The sequence below is a fragment of the Propioniciclava sp. MC1683 genome (assembly GCF_014164675.1).
GTDB lineage: Bacteria > Actinomycetota > Actinomycetes > Propionibacteriales > Propionibacteriaceae > Propioniciclava.
The window spans coordinates 86549-110039 of the sequence record NZ_JACJFX010000010.1 but is presented as its reverse complement, the minus strand read 5'-3'; the positions used below and the strand labels follow the sequence as shown (position 1 = coordinate 110039).

The window sequence follows — 23491 nt, the reverse complement described above, 5'->3', positions numbered from 1 at the left end:
TCTGAACAGAAAATCCCCCGGTAGGGGAGAGAAGGAAGAAACGTGCTGGACGTCAACTTCTACGACGAGCTGCGCATCGGGCTGGCCACGGCGGACCAGATCCGCGAGTGGAGCCACGGCGAGGTCAAGAAGCCCGAGACGATCAACTACCGCACCCTCAAGCCCGAGCGTGACGGCCTCTTCTGCGAGAAGATCTTCGGCCCCACCCGTGACTGGGAGTGCTACTGCGGCAAGTACAAGCGCGTGCGCTTCAAGGGCATCATCTGCGAGCGCTGTGGCGTCGAGGTCACCCGCTCCAACGTGCGCCGCGAGCGCATGGGCCACATCGAGCTGGCCGCGCCGGTCACCCACATCTGGTACTTCAAGGGTGTCCCGAGCCGCCTGGGCTACCTGCTCGACGTCGCGCCGAAGGACCTGGAGAAGGTCATCTACTTCGCCGCGTACATGATCACCTCGGTCGACGAGGACGCCCGCCACCGCGACCTGACCACCCTCGAGGGCAAGGTCGAGGTCGAGCGCAAGCAGATCGCGAACCGCCGCGACGCCGACATCGAGGCGCGCATGCAGAAGATCGAGGAGGACGTCGCGTCCCTGGAGGCCGAGGGTGCCAAGGCCGACCAGAAGAAGCGCGTCCGCGACGTGGGCGAGCGCGAGGTCAAGATGGTGCGCGACCGCGCCCAGCGCGAGCTCGACCGCCTCGACGCCGTCTGGGCCCGGTTCAAGGGCCTGAAGGTCCAGGACCTCGAGGGCGACGAGATCCTCTACCGCGAGATGAAGAGCCGCTTCGGCAAGTACTTCGAGGGCTTCATGGGGGCCGAGGCGATCAAGCGTCGCCTCGCCGACTTCGACCTCGAGGGCGAGGCCGAGCGCCTCCGCGAGATCATCCAGACCGGCAAGGGCCAGCGCAAGACCCGTGCGCTGAAGCGCCTGAAGGTCGTGTCGGCGTTCCTGACCACCACCAACAGCCCCGTGGGCATGGTGCTGGACGCCGTCCCGGTCATCCCGCCGGACCTGCGCCCGATGGTGCAGCTGGACGGTGGCCGCTTCGCGACCTCCGACCTCAACGACCTGTACCGCCGCGTCATCAACCGCAACAACCGCCTCAAGCGCCTCCTCGACCTGGGTGCGCCCGAGATCATCGTGAACAACGAGAAGCGGATGCTGCAGGAGGCCGTCGACTCGCTGTTCGACAACGGACGCCGTGGGCGTCCGGTCACCGGACCCGGCAACCGCCCGCTGAAGTCCATCTCGGACATGCTGAAGGGCAAGCAGGGCCGGTTCCGCCAGAACCTGCTGGGCAAGCGCGTCGACTACTCGGGCCGTTCGGTCATCGTCGTCGGTCCGCAGCTCAAGCTGCACCAGTGCGGCCTGCCGAAGAACATGGCGCTGGAGCTGTTCAAGCCCTTCGTCATGAAGCGCCTGGACGACCTGAACCTGGCCCAGAACATCAAGTCGGCCAAGCGCATGGTCGAGCGCCAGCGCCCCGTGGTGTGGGACGTCCTCGAAGAGGTCATCCAGGAGCACCCGGTGCTGCTGAACCGTGCACCCACGCTGCACCGCCTCGGAATCCAGGCGTTCGAGCCCCAGCTGATCGAGGGCAAGGCCATCCAGCTGCACCCGCTCGTCTGCACCGCCTTCAACGCCGACTTCGACGGTGACCAGATGGCCGTGCACCTGCCGCTGTCCGCCGAGGCCCAGGCCGAGGCGCGCATCCTGATGCTGTCGACCAACAACATCCTGAAGCCGGCCGACGGCCGCCCGGTCACCCTGCCCACGCAGGACATGATCATCGGCCACTACTTCCTGACCTCGGTCCGCGAGGGCCAGCCGGGTGAGGGCCGCACGTTCGTCAGCAAGGACGAGGCCTACATGGCCTTCGACCGGGGCGAGATCAAGATCAACTCGCTGATCAACATCCGCATCGTCGGCCTCGAGCCGCCGGTGGGGGTCGAGGCCCGCGAGGACGGCTCGTACATGCTCGAGACCACGCTGGGTCGCGCGCTGTTCAACGAGGCCCTGCCGGCCGACTACCCGTACGTGAACTCCACGGTGGGCAAGAAGCAGCTGGGCCAGATCGTCAACGACATGGCCGAGCGCTACCAGAAGGTGGACGTGGCCCGCACGCTCGACCGCCTCAAGGACATCGGCTTCCGCTGGGCGACCCGCTCGGGCGTCACCGTGTCGATCTCCGACATCCAGACCCCGGCGTCCAAGCCGGAGATCCTGGCGTCCTACGACGCGCGGGCGACGAAGATCACCCGCCAGTTCGAGCGCGGCAAGGTCACGGAGGAGGAGCGCCAGCAGGAGCTCGTCCAGCTGTGGACCGACGCCACCGCCGAGCTGACCGCGGCGATGGAGGAGAACTTCACCACCGACAACCCGATCTTCATGATGGTGAACTCCGGTGCCCGAGGGAACATGACCCAGATGCGTCAGATTGCCGCCATGCGTGGCCTGGTGGCCAACCCGAAGGGCGAGATCATCGCCCGGCCGATCAAGTCGAACTTCCGTGAGGGCCTCTCCGTCCTGGAGTACTTCATCTCGACGCACGGTGGTCGCAAGGGCCAGGCGGACACGGCGCTCCGCACGGCCGACTCGGGTTACCTGACCCGTCGTCTGGTCGACGTGTCCCAGGACGTCATCATCCGCGAGGAGGACTGTGGCACCGAGCGCGGCCTGACCAAGGCCATCGTCGCGACCGGTCGTGTCGGCCGCACGGGCCCGGCGTACAACGTGGAGACCTCGGTCTATGCGCGGACGCTGGCCTCCGACGTGACCGACGCCAAGGGCGAGGTCCTGCTCTCCGCGGGCGTCGACCTGGGTGACGTCGAGATCACCCGCCTCATCGAGGCGGGCATCACCGAGGTCAAGGTGCGCTCCGTGCTGACCTGTGAGTCGGCCCTGGGCACCTGCGCCATGTGCTACGGCCGTTCGCTGGCCTCCGGCAAGCTGGTCGACGTGGGTGAGGCCGTCGGTATCGTCGCCGCCCAGTCCATCGGTGAGCCCGGCACCCAGCTGACGATGCGTACCTTCCACACCGGTGGTGTGGCCGGTGACGACATCACGCAGGGCCTGCCGCGTGTCGGTGAGCTCTTCGAGGCCCGGACGCCCAAGGGCAAGGCCCCGATCGCCGAGGCCGCCGGCCGCGTCCGCATCGAGGACGGGGACCGCACGCGCAAGCTGGTCATCGTCCGCGATGACGGCGAGGAGGACCTGGAGTACCCGCTGCCGCGCCGCGTGCGCCTGGAGTGGGAGGACGCGTCGATGGTGAAGCACTCCATCGGCGACGGCGACCACGTCGAGGCCGGCCAGCAGCTGTGGGCGGGCACGCTCGACCCGCAGGACATCCTGCGCGTCAACGGACTCCGCCGGGTGCAGGAGCACCTCGTGGCCGAGGTCCAGGCGGTGTACGCGACGCAGGGCGCGCCGATCCACGACAAGCACATCGAGATCATCATCCGCCAGATGCTGCGCCGGGTGACGGTCATCGAGTCGGGCGACACGGCCATCCTCCCGGGTGACCTGGTCGACCGGAGCCTGTTCGAGTCCGAGAACCGCAAGGCGCTCACCGAGGGTCGCACCCCGGCGCAGGGCCGCCCGGTCCTCATGGGCATCACCAAGGCGTCGCTGGCCACCGAGAGCTGGCTGTCGGCGGCGTCCTTCCAGGAGACGACCAAGGTCCTGACCGACGCGGCCATCCAGGCCAAGTCGGACTCCCTGGTCGGCCTCAAGGAGAACGTCATCCTGGGCAAGCTGATCCCGGCGGGTACCGGTCTCGACCGCTACCGCAACATCCGGGTGGAGCCGACCGCCGAGGCCCGCGCCGCGGCGTACGACCTCAGCTACGACCCGTACGACTACGACATCGCCGGCACCGCGCCGGTCATGCCGAGCGACGACTTCGACCTGGGTGACTTCAGCTGACCTGATTCGAGGTCGAGGGGGCCCCGCGCACGCAGGTGTGCGGGGCCCCCTCGCGTCCGGGCCGGGGGAGTGCGGGCCGGGCCCGCGGCGTCCGGTTGCTCCTCGAATTGGGCGCTGGGCCGCGGCAGGGTAGGGTGGGTCCCAACGTTCTTCGGCTAGTCATGGCCAGGGGCCCCGGGTCGCTCTTTTGACCCGCCCCATGGTCTACCACTAGTCTTTGTCGTTGTGTTCGGGCAACCGAACCATCCGTGCACGCCGCGGCGCCCCCATCTGGAGTGGCCGGCGGGCACGAACCCCACGAGGATCCTCGGGACTCGCGAAGAGCCCTGTTGCGCTCGCGCCAGGTTCCCCGTGCACCACGCTTTGGTGCCCCTGACGGGGGACCAGAACAACTCGAACGAAGGAATACCAGCCGGTGCCCACAATCCAGCAGCTGGTCCGCAAGGGCCGCACTGACAAGAAGTCGTCCAGCAACACGCCGGCGCTCAAGGGTTCGCCCCAGCGCCGCGGCGTCTGCACGCGTGTCTACACCACGACCCCGAAGAAGCCGAACTCGGCGCTTCGCAAGGTCGCGCGTGTGCGCCTCTCCTCGGGCATCGAGGTCACGGCGTACATCCCCGGTGTCGGCCACAACCTGCAGGAGCACTCGATGGTGCTCGTGCGCGGCGGTCGTGTGAAGGACCTTCCGGGTGTCCGGTACAAGATCGTCCGCGGTTCGCTCGACACCCAGGGTGTCAAGAACCGCAAGCAGGCCCGCAGCCGCTACGGCGCGAAGAAGGAGAAGTAATGCCTCGCAAGGGTCCGGCCCCGAAGCGGCCGGTTGTTGTTGACCCGGTTTACGGCTCGCCGCTGGTCTCCCAGCTCGTGAGCAAGATCCTGCTCCAGGGCAAGAAGACCACCGCCCAGAACATCGTCTACGGCGCTCTCGAGGGGACGCGGGCCAAGACCGGCGTTGACCCCGTGCAGACCCTCAAGAAGGCCCTGGACAACATCCGCCCCGCGGTCGAGGTCAAGTCCCGCCGCGTCGGTGGTGCCACCTACCAGGTCCCGGTCGAGGTGAAGCCCGCCCGCGCGACCACGCTCGCGATGCGCTGGCTCGTCAGCTACTCGCGCCAGCGTCGCGAGAAGACCATGACCGAGCGCCTCATGAACGAGCTGCTGGACGCGAGCAACGGTCTGGGTGCCAGCGTGAAGAAGCGCGAGGACACCCACAAGATGGCCGAGGCGAACCGCGCCTTCGCGCACTACCGCTGGTGATCTCGTGAAGCTCTCTCCCGCCTCCGGGCGGGAGGGAGCTTCATGCCTGTCCCGAGTCGAACACGAACAACACGTAACAAGAGGGGAAACCACCCGTGGCCATTGACATCAAGACCAACCTGGCCAAGGTCCGCAACATCGGCATCATGGCCCACATCGACGCGGGCAAGACCACCACGACCGAGCGCATCCTGTACTACACCGGCATCAACTACAAGATCGGTGAGACCCACGAGGGCTCGGCGACGATGGACTGGATGGAGCAGGAGCAGGAGCGCGGCATCACCATCACGTCCGCCGCGACGACGTGCTTCTGGCACGACCACCAAATCAACATCATCGACACCCCCGGCCACGTCGACTTCACGGTCGAGGTCGAGCGCTCGCTGCGCGTTCTCGACGGTGCCGTCACCGTGTTCGACGGTGTGGCCGGCGTGGAGCCGCAGAGCCAGACCGTGTGGCGCCAGGCCAACAAGTACGGCGTCCCGCGCATCTGCTACGTCAACAAGCTCGACCGCACCGGCGCCTCGTTCGACTTCGTCGTCAAGACGATCCGCGAGCGCCTGAACGCGACCGCCGCCGTCATCCAGCTGCCCGTCGGCTCGGAGGCCAACTTCCAGGGCGTCATCGACCTGGTCGGCATGCGCGCCCTCATGTGGCGCGGCGAGACCAAGATCGGTGAGGACTACACCGTCGAGGAGATCCCGGCCGACATGGTCGACCGCGCCCAGGAGGCCCGCGAGGAGCTCATCCAGGTGCTGGCCGACAACGACGACGACTTCGCCGAGACCTGGCTGCTGGCCGAGGACTCGGGCGAGGAGATCGACGTCCCGACGATCAAGGCGGCCATCCGCCGCGGCGTCCTGGCCTCGAAGTTCACCGCGGTCGTCTGCGGCACGTCCTTCAAGAACAAGGGCGTGCAGCCGATGCTGGACGCGGTCATCGACTACCTGCCCTCGCCGCTGGACATCCCGGCCATCGACGGCTTCAAGCCCGGTGACGAGACCGTCAAGCTCGAGCGCCAGCCCAGCAACGAGGAGCCGCTGTCGCTGCTCGCGTTCAAGATCGCCGCGGACCCGCACCTGGGTCGCCTCACCTACGTGCGCATCTACTCCGGCACCCTCAAGTCGGGCATGCAGGTGCTCAACGCCACGAAGGGCAAGAAGGAGCGGATCGGCAAGATCTACCAGATGCACGCCAACAAGCGTGAGGAGATCGACGAGATCGGCGCCGGCATGATCTGCGCGGTCATGGGCCTGAAGGACACCACCACCGGTGAGACCCTCTGCGACCCGGCCGCCCCGATCATCCTCGAGTCGATGGAGTTCCCGAACCCCGTCATCGAGCAGGCGATCGAGCCGAAGACCAAGTCCGACCAGGAGAAGCTCTCCATGGCCATCCAGCGCCTCGCGGAGGAGGACCCGACCTTCCGGGTCCACACCGACGAGGAGACCGGCCAGACGATCATCGCCGGCATGGGCGAGCTGCACCTCGAGGTGCTGATCGACCGCATGCGCCGCGAGTTCAAGGTCGAGGCCAACATCGGCAAGCCGCAGGTGGCCTACCGCGAGACCCTCCGCCGCCCGGTGGAGAAGGTCGAGTACACCCACAAGAAGCAGTCGGGTGGTTCGGGCCAGTACGGCAAGGTCATCATCTCGCTGGAGCCGCAGGAGGCCGGCGCGGGCTACGAGTTCGTCAACGCCGTCACCGGGGGCCGCATCCCGCGCGAGTACATCCCCGCGGTCGACCAGGGCATCCAGGAGGCCATGGCCTTCGGTCCGCTGGGCGGCTACCCGGTCGAGGACATCAAGGTGACGCTGCTCGACGGCGCCTACCACGACGTCGACTCCTCCGAGCTCGCCTTCAAGATCGCCGGTTCGATGGTCTTCAAGGAGGCCGCCCGCAAGGCCGACCCGGCCCTGCTCGAGCCGCTGATGGCCGTCGAGGTCACCACCCCCGACGACTACCTCGGCACCGTGATCGGTGACCTCAACTCCCGCCGTGGCGCCGTCCAGGGCATGGAGGAGGCCCACGGCAACCAGATCGTCCGCGCCCTGGTGCCGCTGTCGGAGATGTTCGGCTACGTCGGTGACCTGCGCTCGAAGACCTCGGGCCAGGCCTCCTACGCCATGGAGTTCCACTCCTACGGCGAGACCCCGAAGTCGGTGGCCGACGAGATCATCGAGAAGGGCCGCGGCGGCAGCAACGAGTGACGCTCGTCCCGCGCCTGACTCATCGTGGGCCCCGCAACCGGTTGGTTGCGGGGCCCACGGCGTCCTGTCTAGGGGTGATGGACGCCGCGGGTGCGGCCGGCCGCCCACTTGCGCCGCGGGTTTTGACCTGAAGCGCGCGAACGATAGGATTGCGAAGGTTGTCGCGTGAGCACCATGCCCACGCGGCCGTCCCAAGTACTTGCCTCGCAACCGGCGAGGTGAAAAGCACGCCCCGCAGACAGCGTGGCGGAAGATCCCAGGAGGAGCCCCAGTGGCAAAGGCCAAGTTTGAGCGGACCAAGCCGCACTGCAACATCGGCACCATCGGGCACGTCGACCACGGCAAGACCACGCTCACGGCGGCGATTACGAAGGTGCTCCACGACCGTTACCCCGAGCTGAACGCTGTGTCGGCCTTCGACCAGATCGACAAGGCTCCGGAGGAGCGCCAGCGCGGTATCACGATCTCGATCTCGCACGTCGAGTACCAGACCGAGAAGCGCCACTACGCGCACGTCGACTGCCCCGGTCACGCTGACTACGTCAAGAACATGATCACCGGTGCCGCCCAGATGGACGGCGCGATCCTCGTGGTCGCGGCGACCGACGGCCCGATGGCCCAGACCCGCGAGCACATCCTGCTGGCCCGCCAGGTCGGCGTCCCCGCGATCGTCGTCGCCCTCAACAAGTGCGACATGGTCGACGACGAGGAGCTCATCGAGCTCGTCGAGATGGAGATGCGCGAGCTGCTGTCGGCCCAGGAGTTCGACGGCGACAACCTGCCCATCGTCCGCGTCGCCGCCTTCCCGGCGATGAACGGTGACGAGAAGTGGGCCGACTCGATCGTCGAGCTCATGGACGCTGTGGACGAGTACATCCCGCAGCCGGAGCGCGACACCGACAAGCCCTTCCTGATGCCCGTCGAGGACGTCTTCACGATCACCGGTCGTGGCACCGTCGTCACCGGTCGTATCGAGCGCGGCATCGTCCGCACCGGTGAGACCGTCGACATCATCGGCATCCGCGAGACCAAGCAGACCTCGACCATCACCGGTGTCGAGATGTTCCGCAAGATCCTCGACGAGGGTCGCGCGGGCGAGAACGTCGGCCTGCTGCTCCGCGGCACCAAGAAGGACGACGTCGAGCGCGGCATGGTCGTCTGCAAGCCGGGTTCGGTCACCCCGCACACCGACTTCGAGGCCCAGGTCTACGTGCTGAACAAGGAGGAGGGTGGCCGTCACAAGCCGTTCTTCTCGAACTACAGCCCGCAGTTCTACTTCCGCACCACCGACGTGACCGGTGTCGTTCAGCTGCCCGAGGGCACCGAGATGGTCATGCCTGGTGACAACACCTCCATGACCGTCCACCTGAACAAGCCGATCGCCATGGAGGAGGCGCTGAAGTTCGCCATCCGCGAGGGCGGCCGCACCGTCGGCGCCGGCAACGTGACCAAGATCCTCAAGTGATCTAGGCCGCGTCAGGCTCAACAGGCCCGCATCCCCGACAAGGGGGTGCGGGCCTGTTACCGTTTTGTTGCACACCCCCGGGGGGTATCGATTGTTGTGCTACGAGAGGTAGTAGTACAATTTTCACCGGTCCGAGGCTCAAGAAGTTGAGCCGCCCGAGACACCGCCAAGGCCGACGAGCTCACCAAGCAGCGCACCTCGGTCATGAACGGCTCGTTCCTCCGTGCGTCGCTGTTCACCTCCGTCCTGTCCTACGGCGTCTGCCTCTTCGCCATCGGCGTCGGCCTCACGCTGATCATCCTGGGCTGGGCCCTCAACAAGGTCAGCAGCCAGACCGTCCCGGTCGTGGCTGGCAACGGGGCGACCCGCGCCTGACCCAGGCACTGCCTGACTCGCACCCGCAGGGGGCACCGGATCTATCCGGTGCCCCCTTCGGCATGCCGGGGCGTCCCGGTTAGGGTGGCCCGGTGACCATCCACTCCTCGCACCCGTTCGCGACCCCTCCCGAGCAGCGGGACGCCGCGCGTCGGCTCCGCGGCCGCCTGGTGGCGCCGGTGACGCTGTGGGCGAGCGGGACGGGACCGGCGAGGGTCGGGCTCACGGTCAGCTCGGTGCTGGTCGCGCTCGGCGAGCCCGCCCGGATGCTGGGGCTGGCCGACCCCGACTCCGACCTCGCCCTGGGGCTGGGGGAGACCTTCGCCGTCACGCTGCTCGCGGAGGGCGACCACGGCCTGGCCGAGGCGTTCGCGGGGTTGGCGCCGGCGCCGGGCGGGCTGTTCCGCCTCGCCGCGTTCGACGACACGGCGTGGGGGCCGGTGCTGGCCGGCCGGTCGTGGGTCGGCGTCCGGCTGGAGTCGACGCGCGAGCTCGGCTGGTCGACCGAGGTGGTCGGCGTCCTGGAGCACGTCGAGCTCACCGAACAGGCGCCGCTGGTCCACCTGCAGGGGCGTTACCGCGGCCTGTAGTCAGCGCCAGTCGGTGGGGACGCCCGCGTGCTCGCACAGGGCCGTCCACCAGGCCTCGCGCAGCCCCGGGTCGGCGAGGGCCCGCGGCGGACGGGCCGCGCCCACCGGTCCGGCCAGCATGCCGGTGGGGCCCAGGTAGCCGCTGCCGCCACCCAGCGCGGAGAGCCCGACGGCCGCGGCGATGATCGCCTGGGCGCCGTCGGCGGGGGACTGGCCCACCCGGGTCCGGCGGCTCAGGTCGACCGTCGCGGTCATGAGCCGCCCGGTGCCGAGGATCTTCGTGAACGTCCACCCGGGGTGCGCCGCCATGGCGGCCGCCCCGGCGCGCCCGGGCAGCTCCCGGGCGATCATGAGGCAGGCCAGCTTGCTGCGCGCGTACGCGCGGGCCGGCGTCCAGCCGCGCTCGAGGCAGACGTCGGACGCCGAAGGGTCGGCCCGGTGCGCCAACAGGGAGCCGACCGTGGTCACCCGCCCGCCCGCGGCGCGCAGGGCCGGCAGGAGTCCGTGGGTGAGGCGCAGGTGGCCCAGCGCGTTGGTGGCCATGGTGCGCTCGTGGCCGTCCGCTGTCTGGTGGCGCACACGGCCGCCGTTGCGACCGGCGTTGAGGACGAGCATGTCGAGCCCGCGGGTGCCCCAGGCGGCGACGGCTCCGTCGACCGAGGCGAAGCGGGAGGTGTCGAGGTCGAGCACCTCCACCCGGCCCGCCCCGGCACCGGGACCCAGCGCCGCGCGGACCACGCCCGCGGCGTCCGCACCCCGCTGGGCGTCGCGCGCGGTGAGCGTGACGTGCGCGCCCGCCCGGGCCAGCGCGGTGGCGGTCTCGAGGCCGAGGCCGGAGGTCCCGCCGGTGACGAGGGCGGTGCGCCCGGTCAGGTCGGGCAGGGCGAGCGGCGGCAGGCGGTCGGTCACGGGTGAACGATAGTCTGGGCCGCACCATGACTGATGTTTCGCTCTCGCCCGCGCGCCTGCGCGTGGCGCCGTCCCCCACGGGTGACCCCCACGTCGGGACGGCCTACATGTCGCTGTTCAACCTCGCCTGGGCCCGCAAGACCGGCGGGGCGTTCGTGCTCCGGATCGAGGACACCGACCGCGCCCGCTACGTGGCCAGCTCCGAGCAGCAGATCTTCGACACCCTGCGCTGGCTCGGCCTCGACTGGAGCGAGGGACCCGACGTCGGCGGCCCGTACGCGCCCTACCGGCAGAGCGAGCGGCTTGACACCTACGCCCCCTACGTCGAGCAACTGCTCGCGGCGGGGCACGCCTACCACTGCTGGTGCAGCCCCGAGCGGCTGGCTCAGATGCGGGCCGAGCAGCAGGCGTCCAAGCAGGCCAACACGGGCTACGACCGGTTGTGCCACGGCAAGACCCGCGACGAGCGCGCCGCCCTGCCCGGCTTCACCGAGACCCCGGTCGTGCGCATGTACATCCCTGAGGACGTCGAGCTGGTGTTCGAGGACCTCGTCCGGGGGCCGGTGTCGGCGCCGCTGCCCGACGACCAGGTGATCCTGAAGACAGACGGATTCCCGACCTACCACCTCGCCGTGGTCGTCGACGACCACCTGATGGGCATCACCCACGTGGTGCGCGGCGAGGAGTGGATCAGCTCGACCCCCAAGCACATCCTGCTGTACCGCTGGCTGGGCTGGGACGTGCCGGCGTTCGCGCACATGCCCCTGCTGCGCAACACCGACAAGTCCAAGATCAGCAAGCGCAAGAACCCGGCCGCCCGCCTGGAGTGGTTCCGCGAGCAGGGCTACCTGCCCGAGGCGCTGCGCAACTTCCTGCAGCTGCTGGGCTACCCGCCGGCCTCCGACGAGCAGGAGGTCTCGACCTTCGAGGAGTTCGTCGAGGGCTTCGAGTGGTCGAAGGTGAACACGGTCGGGCCGGTGTTCGACCTCGACAAGCTGAACTGGCTCAACGGGCACTACATCCGCGCGCTGTCCTCCGACGAGCTCGCCGACCGCATCGTCGAGCACCTCGCGCACACGGGGGTGTGGGCCGAGCCGTCGGCGGACGACGTCGCCCGGCTGCGCGCCGCGACCCCGCTCATCCAGGAGCGGCTCGTGCTGCTCTCGGAGGCGCTGGACAAGGTGCAGTTCCTGTTCACCCCCGACGCCGAGCTGGAGCTCGACGAGGCCTCGGTGAACGCGCTGCCCGAGGACGCCGCCGCCATCGTGGACGCCTCGTTGGCCGTGCTCGAGGGCCTGCCGACGTGGGACGACGAGTCCATCCAGGCCGCCCTCCGCGCCCGTCTGGTCGACGACCTCGGCATCAAGCCGAAGTTCGCCTTCGGCCCGGTGCGCGTCGGCGTGACCGGCTCGCGGGTCTCCCCGCCGCTGTTCGAGTCGATGGCCATCCTGGGCCGCGAGTCGTCCCTGGCGCGGCTGAAGGCGTTGCGCGAGGCGCTGTGACCGGCGTCCTCGCCGTGTTCGGCGGGCGCTCCGAGATCGGTCTGGCGATCGCCCGGCGACTGGCGCCCGAGGCGTCCGTCGTCGTGCTGGCCTCCCGGCCCGACCCGGACGCCGCGGGCCCACCCTCCGACCTGCCGGGCGCGGTGGTGGTCGACTTCGACGCCGACGACGTGGGCAACCACCGGGCGGTCGTCGCCGCCATCGAGGAGCGGCACGGGCCGATCGACACGGCCGTGCTGGCGTTCGGGATCCTCGGCGACCAGACCCGGGCCGAGCGCGACGAGGCCGAGGTGGCGCGCGTCCTGCACACCGACTTCGTCGCCCAGGCGTCGCTGCTGACCGTGCTCGCCGACGTGATGCGCGGGCGGGGCCGGGGGAGCATCGTCGCGTTCTCCTCGGTCGCCGGGGTGCGCGTGCGACGGGCCAACTACGTCTACGGCTCGGCCAAGGCCGGGCTGGACGGGTTCGCCTCCGGCCTCGCCGACGCCCTGCACGGCTCGGGGATCGACCTCGTGATCGCCCGCCCGGGGTTCGTGGTGGGGCGGATGACCCGCGGCATGGCGCCCGCGGTGTTCAGCTCCACGCCCGACCAGGTCGCCGACGCCGTCGTCGCGCGCCTGCGTGGGGGAGGCCCTGTCGTAGTGTGGATCCCATGGCAGCTCCGGGTGATGTTCGCGGTGGCCCCGTTCGTGCCCCGGGCGATCTGGCGACGGATGCCCCGCTGATGGAGTGCTCCACCGCCTGGGAGGGGCTGCCCGCCTGGGGCACCGCCGCCCGCGCCGACTTATGGGTCGCGCTCGAGCAGCCCGGCCCGTGGGGCCGCGACGCGCTGGTGGAGTCGCGCCTGAGCCCCGAGCTGGGGGAGCGCTGGGGCGCCGCCGTCGCCGCCGTGGGCGGGCGGATGCTGCTCATCCGGGCGCCGGGCCAGCACGCGGCCTCCGACGGCTTCCAGTCCCGGCGGGTCTTCGTCTCCGGCGGTCTGGCGGGCGGTGGCTGGCTGCTCGAGGGCGTGGCCCTCACCGAGGACGAGTTCGACGCCGTGCCGTGGCCCCTGGTCGCGGCCGGTGACGTCGCCGGCGTCCGCGCCGCCTGCCCGTGGCTGCGCCCCGCGGCCCCCGTGCTGCTGGTCTGCACCAACGCCAAACGCGACCGCTGCTGCGCGCTGCGGGGGCGTCCGATCGTGAACGACCTGGCCGCCGAGGGCCTGCGGGTCTGGGAGTGCTCCCACACCGGCGGGCACCGCTTCGCGCCGACCGGCGTGGTCCTGCCGCTGGGCCAGGTCGTCGGCCGGCTGTCGGTCGAGCTGGGCCGCGAGGTGCTGGACGCCGCGGCGTCCGGGCGGTTCGCGATGGGGTCGCTCACCGAGGCACACGACCGCGGGGTCAGCTTCCTGCCCCCGCGCGAGCAGGCGGCGGTCTCGGCCGTGCGCGCCGGGACGGGGGAGACCGAGCCGATCGCGCTGGCGGTGGTGGGCGACGACGGGGCCACCGTGACCGTTCAGCACGCCGGCGGCCGGGTCTGGGAGGTCGCGGTCGTCCGGGCCGAGGGCCAGGCCCTCCCCGAGTCGTGCGGAAAGCCCGCCAAGCCCAGCGAGACGTGGCGGGTCGCCCCGGCCTGATCAGCCGGCGAAGTCGGCCTTGAAGGCGGCCAGGATCTCGGCCGAGGCCTCCACGGCGCTCAGCTCGCCCGTCGACACGGACGCCTCGAGGCCCGGTACCAGCGCCTTGACCGCGGGCGAACGCCGCAGCGCGGTCAGCAGGTCGTCGCGGACCAGGGCCCACATCCAGTCGCGCTGCTGCTCGGCGCGACGCTCGGCCAGCGAGCCCGACTCCTCGAGGGAGGCGCGGTGGGCCACGACGGCGTCCCAGACCTCGTCGAGGCCGTCGCCGGTGTAGGACGAGGAGGTGAGCACGGGCGTCCGGCGGCCGCCGGACTCGGACCGGATGAGCTTCATGGCGATCGTCAGCTCGCGCGCGGCCACGCGAGCCTCCTGCAGCCCGTCGCCGTCGGCCTTGTTGACCGTGATCACGTCGGCCATCTCGAGGATGCCGCGCTTGATGCCCTGCAACTGGTCGCCGGTGCGGGCGATCATCAGCAGCAGGAAGGTGTCGACCATGCCGGCCACCGCGACCTCGGACTGCCCGACGCCGACGGTCTCGACGATGATCGTGTCGAAGCCGGCCGCCTCCATGATCAGCATGCCCTCGCGGGTGGCGCGCGCCACGCCGCCGAGGTGGTTGCCCGAAGGGGAGGGCCGGATGAACGCCTGGTCGGTCACCGCCAGGTCGGCCATGCGGGTGCGGTCGCCCAGCACCGAACCGCCCGAGCGCGACGAGCTCGGATCGACCGCGAGCACGGCCACCTTGTGGCCCCGCTCGATCAGCCGCACGCCCATCGCGTTGCAGAACGTCGACTTGCCGGCCCCGGGAACGCCCGAGATGCCGACGCGGATCGCCTTGCCCGTGTGCGGGCGCAGCAGGGTGAGCAGTTCCCGTGCCTGGTCGCGGTGGTCGGGGCGCGACGACTCGACGAGCGTCAGCGCCCGGGCGACATGAGCACGGGACCCGGCGACCACGTGTTCAGCAAGGGTCGCCGGGTCCAGTGTCTGCCTCATGCCTCGGAGGCCCCCAGCCGCTGCAGCAGCGTCTGCAGCAACTCGTGGGCCGAGGCGGGGATCTTCGTGCCGGGCGGGAAGATCGCGTCAGCGCCCTTCTCGCGCAGCTCGGCGAAGTCCTGGCTCGGGATGACGCCGCCGACGACGATCATCAGGTCCTCGCGCCCGAGCTTGTCCAGTTCCTCGCGCAGCGCCGGTACCAGCGTGAGGTGCCCTGCGGCCAGCGACGAGACGCCGACCATGTGCACGTCCGCCTCGATCGCCTGGCGGGCGACCTCCTCCGGCGTCTGGAACAGCGGGCCCACATCCACGTCGAAGCCGAGGTCGGCAAACGCCGTGGCGATCACCTTCTGGCCGCGGTCGTGGCCGTCCTGGCCCATCTTCGCGACGAGGATGCGCGGGCGGCGGCCCTCCAGCTCCTCGAACTTCTCGACCAGGGCGCGGGTGGCCTCGGTCTCCTCCGTCGTTCCCGACTCCTTGCTGTACACGCCACTGATCGTACGGATCTGCGCCGTGTAGCGCCCGAACTCCTTCTCCAGGGCGTCGGAGATCTCGCCCAGCGAGGCCTTGGCGCGCGCGGCGTCGATGGCCAGCTTGAGCAGGTTCCGCTCGGGGTCGGTCGGGTCGGGGTTCGCCGCGGCCCACGTGAGCTTGTCGAGGGCGGCCTGGGTGGCGGCCTCGTCGCGCTCGTCGCGCAGCTGCTGCAGCTTGGCGATCTGCTCGGCGCGCACCTGGGCGTTCTCGACCTTGAGGACCTCGATGCCCTCGTCGTCCTCGACCAGGTACTTGTTGACGCCGATCACCGGCTGGCGGCCCGAGTCGATCCGGGCCTGGGTGCGGGCCGCGGCCTCCTCGATGCGCATCTTCGGGATGCCGGCCTCGATGGCCTTGGCCATGCCGCCGGCCTCCTCGACCTCCTGGATCAGCGCCCACGCCTTGGCGGCCAGATCGGCCGTCAGGCGCTCGACGTACGCCGAGCCGCCCCACGGGTCGATCGGACGCACTGTGCCCGACTCCTGCTGGATGAACAGCTGGGTGTTGCGGGCGATGCGGGCGGAGAAGTCGGTCGGCAGGGCGATGGCCTCGTCGAGCGCGTTCGTGTGCAGCGACTGCGTGTGGCCCTGCGTGGACGCCATGGCCTCCAGGCACGTGCGGGTCACGTTGTTGAACACGTCCTGCGCCGTCAGCGACCACCCGGAGGTCTGGCTGTGCGTGCGCAGGGACATCGACTTGGCGCTCTTGGCGCCGGCGTCCTTCACCAGACGCGCCCAGAGCATGCGCGCGGCACGCATCTTGGCGATCTCGGTGAAGAAGTTCATGCCGATCGCCCAGAAGAACGACAGGCGCGGTGCGAACTTGTCGACGTCCAGGCCGACGGCCTGACCGGCGCGGATGTACTCCACGCCGTCGGCCAGCGTGTAGGCCATCTCGATGTCGGCGGTCGCCCCGGCCTCCTGCATGTGGTAGCCGGAGATCGAGATCGAGTTGAACTTCGGCATGTTCGCGCTGGTGAACGCGAAGATGTCGGAGATGATCCGCATCGACGGGGTCGGCGGGTAGATGTAGGTGTTGCGGACCATGAACTCCTTGAGGATGTCGTTCTGGATGGTCCCGGCGAGCTGGTCGGGGCTCACGCCCTGCTCCTCGGCCGCCACCACGTAGAACGCCAGGATCGGCAGCACCGCGCCGTTCATGGTCATCGACACCGACATCTGGTCCAGCGGGATGCCCTCGAACAGCTGGCGCATGTCCAGGATCGAGTCCACGGCCACGCCGGCCATGCCCACGTCACCGGCCACGCGCGGGTGGTCGGAGTCGTAGCCACGGTGGGTGGCGAGGTCGAACGCGATCGAGAGGCCCTTCTGGCCGGCCGCGAGGTTGCGGCGGTAGAAGGCGTTGGACTCGGCCGCGGTCGAGAAGCCCGCGTACTGGCGGATCGTCCACGGCCGGTTCACGTACATCGTCGAGTACGGGCCGCGGAGGAACGGCGGCAGGCCGGGGCGGGTGTCGAGGAAGTCCAGGCCCTCGAGGTCGTCGTCGGTGTACAGCGGCGCGACGGCCAGCTGCTCCGGCGTCTCCCACGAGGCGTCGGTCGCGCCGGCCGCGGCGAGCGCGTCGGCGTAGGCCTGCGCGGCGTCCGCGGACGGACGGCCGTCGCCGAGCTCGACGGAATCGAAACGGGGGATCATCGGGCCACTCCCAGGGTGTCGAAGACGGAATCAAGGAACTTCACGACGTCCATGCCCATGGCGATGGTGCCGTCGAAGAGGCCCTCGGGGGCCTCGCCGGCCTCGGCCAGGTTGCCGGCCAGGTAGACCTTCTGCACGCCGGCGTCCTTCAACGCCTGCGCGACGGGCACGGCCTGCTCGGCGTAGACCTTCGCCGAGCTGGCGAGCACGGCCACCAACTGGGCCTGCTCGGCCGCCTTGGCCGCGATCTCCTCGGGGCTGCCGCCGTGGCTCTGGGTGGCGTTGATGCCGCCGACCAGGAGCACGTTGGAGGCGAAGCCCTGGCGACCGCCGAAGTCGCGCTGGGCGCCCAGGCAGGCGAGCAGCACATCGGGGGCCGACCCGGTCGCGGCCTCGTGGGCCCACGCCCGGTCGCGGAGGGTCTCGAAGACCTCGGCGTCGCGGATCTGCTTCAGGCCGCCGAACGCGGGGGCCTCGGGGCGGGCCTTGGCCTCGTAGGCCTTCTCGCCGGCCAGCGGGAACATGCTCACGCCGGTCAGCTCGATGGAGCGGTTGGCCAGCTTGGTCGCACGGTCGGCGTTGACGGCGTCGATGCGCTGCGCGACGTCACCGGACGCCAGCGCCGCGGCCATGCCGCCGGCCGCCTCGACCTGCTGGACGAGCGCCCAGGCGGCCTTGGCGAGCTCGTCGGTCAGCGACTCGACGTACCAGGAGCCACCGGCCGGGTCCTGCACGCGACCCACGTGGCTCTCCTCGGCGGCGATCACCTGCGTGTTGCGGGCGATGCGGCGGCTGAAGGAGGTCGGCAGGCCCGCGGCGTGGTCGAAGGGGAGCGCCGTGATGGCGTCGGCCCCACCGGCCGCGGCCGCGAAGGTGGCGATGGTGACGCGCAGCATGTTCACGTGCGGGTCGACCTTGGCCATCATGCGCGGGCTGGTGACCGCGTGGATGCGCGCACCGCGCGCCGCCTCGGGGACGCCGCACTCCTCGGTCACGCGCGCCCACAGGCGGCGCAGCGCACGGAGCTTGGCGATCGTGGCGAACTGGTCGGCGGTGGCGGCGACGCGGAACTCGAGCTGCCCGGCGGCGTCGGCGGGGGAGACCCCGGCCTCGTCGAGGGCGCGCAGGTAGGCGATGCCGGTCGCGATCGCGAAGCCGAGCTCCTGCACGTCGGAAGCGCCGGCCTTGTGGTACGGCAGCGTCTCGACGGTGAGGGCGGTCACGCCCGCCAGGCCGGCGACCTCGTCGACCCAGCGCTTCAGGGCGCCGAGGTCGGGCTCGGTGCCGTTGAGGGCGGCGAAGGCCAGCGGGTCGATGCCCAGGTTGCCCTTGGCGGCGTTCAGGTCGCCGCCGGATCCCTTCAGCACCGCGAGCAGGGCCGCGGCCGCGGCGTCCTGGTCGGTGCGCGAGAACACGCGGGCGGCCGCGAGGTCGAGCTTGACGTCGGCCAGGGCGGTGGCGAGGGAGTCGGCGCTGATCGCGTCGGGGTCGATGCGCAGCCACACCGAGGTGGCGCCGCGCTCGAGGTCGTCCAGGATCGCCTGCCGCGTGACGGCGACGTCCGGGTCCTCGTGCAGCTGCCGGACGCCCCACGCGACGGCCTCGCCGGTGCGCACGACCGAGCCACGGGTGAACGGCATCGCGCCCGGGTAGCCGAGCGGGGCGTCCTCATCGGAGCTGGTGTACAGGGGAGCGACGTCGATGTCGTCCAGGGTGGTCGAGGTCAGGCGCTTCAGCCCCTGCTCGATGGTCAGTTCCTTGCCTTCCGGACGCCCGCGGTTGAGGACCTTCAGGACCTCTGCCTCCCACGCGGCGTCGGTGGCCGGGGCGAAGCCACCAGCCAGGGTGAGCTGTTCGGAGTCAGCCGACATGCGGACCTACCTCTACGTGTCTTGTCCGCCGACACCCCCGGTCGGAGCGCCGGACTTCCCCCCACTCTATTCCCACCAAGGGGGGCCGCGCTCGTCGGGGTGCACCCACGGGGTCGCTCGGAGCGGGTCGTCCCGCCTCCCCGATCGAAAACCGGCCACTGGTGAGGGACCTCATGGTCGGTGCCGCGGTGTGTTGTCAGGGAAGAACCTCGCGCGAGGACGCTTCTCGACCCAATCGTCCGGACCACGGGTGCTCGCGTGGCAGGCTGGCCCCGGACCGGGGGCGTCCCGGTCGGTGAGGAGGAGTGGCCATGGGTGGGGACCTGCGGGTCGGGGTCGTGGGGTGCGGCGCGCGCGGTGGCCTGGCCCGCCTGGCGCACGCCCCGGGACGAGGCTCGCGGGTGGTCGGCGTCTGCGAGCCGGTGCCGCGACGTCAGGACGCCGCCCGCGAGGCGCTCGACACCGACGGGTCGCTGGCGGTGGTGCCCGACCTCGACGCGCTGCTCGGCCTCGGGCTGGACTCGGTGATGGTCCTCACCCCCGACGACCTGCACGCGCCGGTGGCGCTGGCCACGCTGGCCGCCGGCGTCCCCACCTTCTGCGAGAAGCCGCTCGCGACCACCACCGCCGACTGCGACGCCGTGCTGCGCGCGGCCCGCGAGCACCGCACGCGCCTGTACGTGGGGCACAACATGCGCCACATGCCCGTGGTCCGGCAGATGAAGGCGCTCGTCGGCGGCGGCGCGATCGGCACGGTGAAGGCGATCTGGTGCCGCCACTTCGTCGGCGCGGGACCGGCACGCCGAGCGGTCTCGCGTGACGTCGCTGCTGCTGCAGAAGGGCGCGCACGACCTCGACGTGATCCACTGGCTGGCCGGCGGGTACACCCGCCGGGTCACCGGGCTGGGCGACCTGGCTGTGTACGGCGACATCACCAGCCGCCGCGACAACTCAGACCGCACGCTGTGGGACTGGTACTCGGCCGACAACTGGCCGCCCACCGCCCAGACCGACCCCAACCCGGTCATCGACGTCGAGGACATCTCGATGCTGCAGATGCGCCTGGACAACGGGGTGCTGGCCAGCTACCAGCAGTGCCACTTCACGCCCGACTACTGGCGCAACTACACGGTCATCGGGGACGCCGGCCGGCTGGAGAACGTGGGCGACGACGGGGGCGACGTGATCCACGTCTGGACGTCGCGGCACAGCTCGGCCCGGCACCCCGACCGGACCGAGGTCATCGCCGCCGAGGAGGGCACTCACGGGGGCGCGGACCCGCGGCTGGTCGCCGAGTTCCTGCTGTTCGCCCGCGAGGGTGGGGCGACCGACACCTCGCCGGTCGCCGCGCGCGAGGCCGTCGCGGCCGGCTGCGCCGGGGCGGACTCCCTGCGCACCGGGTCGGCGCCGGTCGACGTGGCGCCCCTGGACCCGGACCTGGTCGCCCACTTCGAGGTGGGGACAACCGAGGCTGGTCCGCCCTCTCGGGCAGGAGTGTGACCGGTTGGGCAGAGGGGCGCCCGGGGTCCGGCGGGGTGGCGTGCCAGACTGTCCCCGTGATGTCTGAGGGAACGATGCACCCGCGGTCGCGCACGGTGCGCCCCGGACGGATCGTGGTGGGGATCCTCGTTGCGGCCCTGCTGGTCCTGGCCGGGTTCTGGGCGGGTCGGGTGACCATGCAACCGCCCGCCGTGGCCACCGACCTGCCCGATGCCGAGGTGCTGGTCGACGTCACGGAGCAGACCCTGGGGCGTCAGCTCAATCTGAATGTGACGGTGTCCCAGCCTCGGCGGGTGTTGGCGGCGAATGCGCTGACCGGGGTGGTCACGTCGGTGTCCGACACCGGTGAGGTGGCCGTGGGGGACGAGTTGTACCGCGTGGCGGGTGTCCCGGTGCGAGCGGTGCAGGGCGCCACCCCGTTCCACCGGGCGTTGGGTCTGCGTGACCGTGGTGAGGACGTGCGCCAACTCCAGCAGGCGCTGGTGGCCCTGGGCCTGCTGCCGGCTGCGGACGGGACGTACGGGGCGTCGACCGAGCGTGCGGTCAAGACGTGGCAGAAGCAGCTGGGCATCGCGCAGTCGGGGCGGGTGGCGCTGGGTGAGCTGGTGGCGGTGCCGCACCTGCCGAGCGCGTTGAGCCTGGACGCCGACGTGATCGGCCCCGGTGTGGTGCTGGCCGGCGGGGAGAAGGTCGTCCACGGCAACGTCGGTGAGCCGACGTTCGTGTTGCGCCTGTCGCAGCAGCAGGCCCGGTTGGTGCCGGAGTCGGCGACTGTGACGATCAGCTACCAGAGCCATGAGTGGCAGGCCGTGGTGGCGGGCACCGAGAACGACGACGTGGGTGACACACTGTTCCACCTGCGCGCCCCCGATGGTGGGCCGGTGTGTGGGGTGGACTGTGGGTCGGTGTCGACCGGCGGGGAGATCTTCGTCCGCTCCCGGGTGCAGGTGGTTCCGCCGACGAGCGGGCCCGCCGTGCCGGTGGCCGCGATCACGACCCACCCTGACGGCACGGCGTCCGTTCTCGTCGTGGACGCCGCCGGCACCCGGACCGCACGCCCCGTGACGGTGCTGGGCTCCCAGGACGGTGTCGCGGTCGTGGACGGCGTGGCGGAGGGTGAGCGCGTCCAGGTGCTCGCCGCCGGGAACGCCGCGCGGGGGGCGGGCGCTGTGGACCCGGCCCCGCCGGCGTCCTCGCCCGAACCGACGCCTGAGCGGTGAGGCGGCGGGCGTGCTGGGGGTGCGGGACGTTCGGTTCGCCTACCGCAAGGGTGCCGAGGAACTGTTCGGCGGGCTCACCCATGACTTCGCGCCCGGCCGCGTGACGGCGCTCACCGGGGCGTCGGGGCGCGGCAAGTCGACGCTGTTGTACCTGGTGGGCTTGCTGCTCACCCCGACCGGCGGGCAGGTGCTGCTCGATGGTGAGCCGGTCTCCGAGGCCTCGGACGCCGTGCGTGCGGCCGTCCGCGCTCGCCGGGTGGGGTTCGTGTTCCAGGATTCCGAGCTGGATCCGTCGCGGCGCGTGATCGACTCGGTGCTGGAGCCGGCCCTGTACGCCGGCCACCTGCGCGAGGACAAGCTGCAACGCGCCCGCGCCCTGCTGGAGCAGTTCGGCCTGGGGCATCGTGCCGACCACCGGCCGGGGCAGGTGTCGGGTGGGCAGGCGCAGCGCCTGGCCGTGTGCCGGGCGCTGCTGCTGGAACCCGACATCGTGCTCGCCGACGAGCCGACCGGGAACTTGGATCGTGACAACGCTGCACTGGTGTTGGGTGCCCTGGTGGATGTGGCGCGCGGTCAGGGGGCGACGGTTGTGATCGCGACGCACGATCCGTTCGTGATCGCGCAGGCCGACGAGGTGGTGCAACTGTGAGGTTGCGGGCACTGCTGCGTGAGGCGTGGGCGACCGCCTGGGCGGCGAAGGTCTCCTCGATCCTGACGGTCGTGGTGGTGATGGCGATGTGTCTGGCCGCCCTGGTGACCGTGGGGCGGTCGGCGGCGGCTGCGTTCGACGTGGCTGACCGGATGGAGCAGGAGGGCGCCCGCCGGTTGTCGGTGGTCGACACCCGCGATGGTGGGTTCGTCAACGCGCGGACGTTGGCGGTGGTTCGGCATGTGAGTTCGGTGGAGTCCGCCGACGCGTTGGGGGCGCCGTTCGACGCGGTCAACGGGCTCATCGGCCCGGGGGGAACACGGTTGCCGGTGTGGCCGGTGCTTGGTGAGGTGGACCATGTGGGGGAGATCGTGCGGGGCAGGGCGCCGCGGCCGGGTGAGGCGGCGGTGTCGGCGTCCCAGTTGCGGACGTGGGGGCTGGCCGAACCGGTCGGTTACCTGACCACCGTCGATGGGATGACCCAGTACCCGATCGTGGGCGCGTACCGGGCCCGGCCACCGTTCGAGGACCTGGCCGCTGGTGGTCTGGTCGTGGCGCTGCCGGGTGCAGAGGGTCGGGAGTTGCGGGTCGTGATCGACGATGTCGCCTCGGCCAGGTCGACGGTGCGGTCGATCCTGTCGATCCTCGCGCCGACGGACGTGCAGGGGGTACAGGTCGATTCGCCGGCCGCGTTGGCTGAGACGGCGCGGGACCTGAACGCGCAGATGAGCGGGTTCGGGCGCACTCTGTTGTTGTTGATCCTGGGTGCTGGCGGGTTCTTCGTCGCCGCGGTGGTGTTGGCAGACGTGTTGATCCGGCGCCGTGACCTGGGACGCCGCCGCACCCTGGGCGTGACCCGGGCCGACCTGATCGCCCTGGTCACCTTGCGGACCCTGATCACCGCCCTGCTCGGGGCGGCCCTGGGCTGTGCCGGGGGTTGGATCATCAACCAGGTCAGCGGGCACCCCACCCCGGTGGACTTCACGCTCGCCATCGGCGTGCTGGCGGGGCTGGTCGCCGCCATCGCGGCGCTGCCTCCCGCCGCCTACGCGTCCCGCCTTGATCCGGTCGACGTCATGCGCACGCCGTGAAGCTGGCCGGACGGGTGGCTCGCGGGCGCCATCGAGAGCAGTACCTGATTGTCACGCTCGCGGAACCGACTCTTGACAGGTGGTCTCAGGTCTGGAAAGACTCCCTTGACGCTGTGATCTGC

The 23491-nt window shown here is 70.7% G+C and carries 18 protein-coding genes and 1 pseudogene; 15 read left to right on the top strand and 4 right to left on the bottom strand.

The genetic code is table 11. The features are described 5' to 3' along the window. The first annotated feature begins 42 nt into the window (after positions 1-42). From H5397_RS08885 to H5397_RS08855, 7 genes are all read left to right on the top strand, one after another. Positions 43-3924: a DNA-directed RNA polymerase subunit beta' gene (locus tag H5397_RS08885; protein WP_182816688.1), complete on the top strand. Its 3882-nt coding sequence runs from the start codon at positions 43-45 to the stop codon at positions 3922-3924. Positions 3925-4339: 415 nt separating this feature from the next. After that, the gene (gene rpsL, locus H5397_RS08880) at positions 4340-4711 is read left to right on the top strand and encodes a 30S ribosomal protein S12 (RefSeq protein WP_182816686.1); all 372 of its coding nucleotides are present in this window, start codon (positions 4340-4342) and stop codon (positions 4709-4711) included. Then, positions 4711-5181, top strand: a complete 471-nt coding sequence (gene rpsG, locus H5397_RS08875) for a 30S ribosomal protein S7 (protein WP_182816684.1) — start codon at positions 4711-4713, stop codon at positions 5179-5181. Before rpsL ends, rpsG begins: the two co-directional genes overlap by 1 nt. A gap of 95 nt (positions 5182-5276) precedes the next feature. Continuing rightward, complete coding sequence (fusA, locus tag H5397_RS08870; RefSeq protein ID WP_182816682.1) at positions 5277-7394, top strand: elongation factor G; 2118 nt, start codon at positions 5277-5279, stop codon at positions 7392-7394. Positions 7395-7665: 271 nt separating this feature from the next. Next, positions 7666-8859 carry an elongation factor Tu gene (tuf, locus tag H5397_RS08865; protein WP_182816680.1) on the top strand — a complete coding sequence of 398 codons (1194 nt, stop codon included), beginning with the start codon at positions 7666-7668 and terminating at the stop codon, positions 8857-8859. Between the two features lie 204 nt (positions 8860-9063). Continuing rightward, positions 9064-9234, top strand: coding sequence for a hypothetical protein (locus H5397_RS08860; protein WP_182816678.1), 171 nt, complete (start codon positions 9064-9066; stop codon positions 9232-9234). Between the two features lie 92 nt (positions 9235-9326). Then, positions 9327-9824, top strand: coding sequence for a flavin reductase family protein (locus tag H5397_RS08855; protein ID WP_182816676.1), 498 nt, complete (start codon positions 9327-9329; stop codon positions 9822-9824). Here H5397_RS08855 and H5397_RS08850 read toward each other — a convergent pair whose 3' ends face one another. After that, complete coding sequence (locus tag H5397_RS08850; RefSeq protein ID WP_182816674.1) at positions 9825-10733, bottom strand: SDR family NAD(P)-dependent oxidoreductase; 909 nt, start codon at positions 10731-10733, stop codon at positions 9825-9827. Between the two features lie 107 nt (positions 10734-10840). On the opposite strand from H5397_RS08850, the gene gltX reads away from it, so the two are divergent. Genes gltX through H5397_RS08835 form a run of 3 tightly spaced genes read left to right on the top strand, consistent with a single transcriptional unit; the run spans position 10841 to position 13853 of the window. Next, positions 10841-12235 (top strand): glutamate--tRNA ligase, encoded by a 1395-nt coding sequence (gltX, locus tag H5397_RS08845; RefSeq protein WP_375539423.1) that lies wholly within the window; start codon positions 10841-10843, stop codon positions 12233-12235. After that, on the top strand, positions 12232-12960 hold the full coding sequence (locus tag H5397_RS08840) for an SDR family NAD(P)-dependent oxidoreductase (protein ID WP_182816670.1): 729 nt from the start codon (positions 12232-12234) through the stop codon (positions 12958-12960). The genes gltX and H5397_RS08840 overlap by 4 nt, the downstream gene beginning before the upstream one ends. Next, positions 12960-13853, top strand: a complete 894-nt coding sequence (locus H5397_RS08835) for a sucrase ferredoxin (RefSeq protein ID WP_182816669.1) — start codon at positions 12960-12962, stop codon at positions 13851-13853. Before H5397_RS08840 ends, H5397_RS08835 begins: the two co-directional genes overlap by 1 nt. Here H5397_RS08835 and meaB read toward each other — a convergent pair whose 3' ends face one another. The 3 genes from meaB to mutA are packed head-to-tail and all read right to left on the bottom strand — an operon-like array spanning position 13854 to position 18909. Continuing rightward, positions 13854-14849 (bottom strand): methylmalonyl Co-A mutase-associated GTPase MeaB, encoded by a 996-nt coding sequence (gene meaB / locus H5397_RS08830; RefSeq protein ID WP_182816667.1) that lies wholly within the window; start codon positions 14847-14849, stop codon positions 13854-13856. Then, the gene (gene scpA / locus H5397_RS08825) at positions 14846-17038 is read right to left on the bottom strand and encodes a methylmalonyl-CoA mutase (protein WP_182816665.1); all 2193 of its coding nucleotides are present in this window, start codon (positions 17036-17038) and stop codon (positions 14846-14848) included. The genes meaB and scpA overlap by 4 nt, the downstream gene beginning before the upstream one ends. Then, the gene (gene mutA, locus H5397_RS08820; RefSeq protein ID WP_182816663.1) at positions 17035-18909 is read right to left on the bottom strand and encodes a methylmalonyl-CoA mutase small subunit; all 1875 of its coding nucleotides are present in this window, start codon (positions 18907-18909) and stop codon (positions 17035-17037) included. Before mutA ends, scpA begins: the two co-directional genes overlap by 4 nt. A gap of 311 nt (positions 18910-19220) precedes the next feature. Between mutA and H5397_RS18200 the strand changes: the two are divergent. From H5397_RS18200 to H5397_RS08800, 5 genes and pseudogenes are all read left to right on the top strand, one after another. Then, positions 19221-19538 (top strand): annotated as a pseudogene (locus tag H5397_RS18200) (Gfo/Idh/MocA family oxidoreductase); the annotation flags it as partial. Between the two features lie 187 nt (positions 19539-19725). Continuing rightward, positions 19726-20409, top strand: a complete 684-nt coding sequence (locus tag H5397_RS18195; protein WP_309224327.1) for a Gfo/Idh/MocA family oxidoreductase — start codon at positions 19726-19728, stop codon at positions 20407-20409. 59 nt (positions 20410-20468) lie between these two features. Beyond that, positions 20469-21629 carry a peptidoglycan-binding domain-containing protein gene (locus H5397_RS08810; protein WP_255438758.1) on the top strand — a complete coding sequence of 387 codons (1161 nt, stop codon included), beginning with the start codon at positions 20469-20471 and terminating at the stop codon, positions 21627-21629. Positions 21630-21639: 10 nt separating this feature from the next. Continuing rightward, entirely contained in the window at positions 21640-22278 is a 639-nt protein-coding gene (locus H5397_RS08805) for an ABC transporter ATP-binding protein (protein WP_182816659.1), read from the top strand. After that, a complete protein-coding gene (locus H5397_RS08800; protein ID WP_182816657.1) occupies positions 22275-23369 on the top strand; it encodes an FtsX-like permease family protein in 1095 nt (364 codons plus the stop codon). Before H5397_RS08805 ends, H5397_RS08800 begins: the two co-directional genes overlap by 4 nt. The last annotated feature ends 122 nt before the right edge of the window (positions 23370-23491 follow it).

Bases quoted from the DNA above. Each gene is read 5' to 3' on its own strand.
- gltX (WP_375539423.1), top strand. From the start codon at position 10,841: ATGTCGCTGTTCAACCTCGCCTGGGCCCGCAAGACCGGCGGGGCGTTC.
- meaB (WP_182816667.1), bottom strand. From the start codon at position 14,849: ATGAGGCAGACACTGGACCCGGCGACCCTTGCTGAACACGTGGTCGCC.
- H5397_RS08810 (WP_255438758.1), top strand. From the start codon at position 20,469: ATGTCTGAGGGAACGATGCACCCGCGGTCGCGCACGGTGCGCCCCGGA.
- H5397_RS08835 (WP_182816669.1), top strand. From the start codon at position 12,960: ATGGAGTGCTCCACCGCCTGGGAGGGGCTGCCCGCCTGGGGCACCGCC.
- rpsG (WP_182816684.1), top strand. From the start codon at position 4,711: ATGCCTCGCAAGGGTCCGGCCCCGAAGCGGCCGGTTGTTGTTGACCCG.
- scpA (WP_182816665.1), bottom strand. From the start codon at position 17,038: ATGATCCCCCGTTTCGATTCCGTCGAGCTCGGCGACGGCCGTCCGTCC.
- H5397_RS08860 (WP_182816678.1), top strand. From the start codon at position 9,064: ATGAACGGCTCGTTCCTCCGTGCGTCGCTGTTCACCTCCGTCCTGTCC.
- mutA (WP_182816663.1), bottom strand. From the start codon at position 18,909: ATGTCGGCTGACTCCGAACAGCTCACCCTGGCTGGTGGCTTCGCCCCG.